The sequence below is a fragment of the Staphylococcus sp. HMSC65H10 genome (assembly GCF_001839185.1).
Lineage (GTDB): Bacteria > Bacillota > Bacilli > Staphylococcales > Staphylococcaceae > Staphylococcus > Staphylococcus simulans.
In genome coordinates, this window is the sequence record NZ_KV840422.1 from 1 (window position 1) to 486 (window position 486).

A 486-nucleotide genomic window follows, 5' to 3' on the forward strand; every position below is an offset into this window, starting at 1 on the left:
CAGAGGGTCAGAGGTTCGAATCCTCTATGGCTCATCAGTTTTCCGATTATAACTGAATCATGCAGAAGTAGTTCAGCGGTAGAATACAACCTTGCCAAGGTTGGGGTCGCGGGTTCGAATCCCGTCTTCTGCTCCATTTTTATTTTATGATGCCGGGGTGGCGGAACTGGCAGACGCACAGGACTTAAAATCCTGCGGTAAGTGATTACCGTACCGGTTCGATTCCGGTCCTCGGCACCATATATAATATAAAACATGCGCCCGTAGCTCAACTGGATAGAGCGTTTGACTACGGATCAAGAGGTTATGGGTTCGACTCCTATCGGGCGCGCCATTTTATATTTGTTATTTAATAATTTAATAACGGGAAGTAGCTCAGCTTGGTAGAGCACTTGGTTTGGGACCAAGGGGTCGCAGGTTCGAATCCTGTCTTCCCGACTCTTAATTGTATAATGGGGGCTTAGCTCAGCTGGGAGAGCGCCTGCT

The 486-nt window shown here is 48.1% G+C and carries 4 tRNA genes; all 4 read left to right on the forward strand.

The features are described from left to right. Nucleotides 1-61: 61 nt before the first annotated feature. The 4 genes from HMPREF3270_RS11695 (at nt 62) to HMPREF3270_RS11710 (ending at nt 438) form a co-directional block, all read left to right on the forward strand. Nucleotides 62-136 (forward strand) — tRNA-Gly (locus HMPREF3270_RS11695). A gap of 15 nt (nt 137-151) precedes the next feature. Then, a tRNA-Leu gene (locus tag HMPREF3270_RS11700) sits at nt 152-240 on the forward strand. A gap of 17 nt (nt 241-257) precedes the next feature. After that, nucleotides 258-334, forward strand: a tRNA-Arg gene (locus HMPREF3270_RS11705). 30 nt (nt 335-364) lie between these two features. Further along, nucleotides 365-438 (forward strand) — tRNA-Pro (locus HMPREF3270_RS11710). The last annotated feature ends 48 nt before the right edge of the window (nt 439-486 follow it).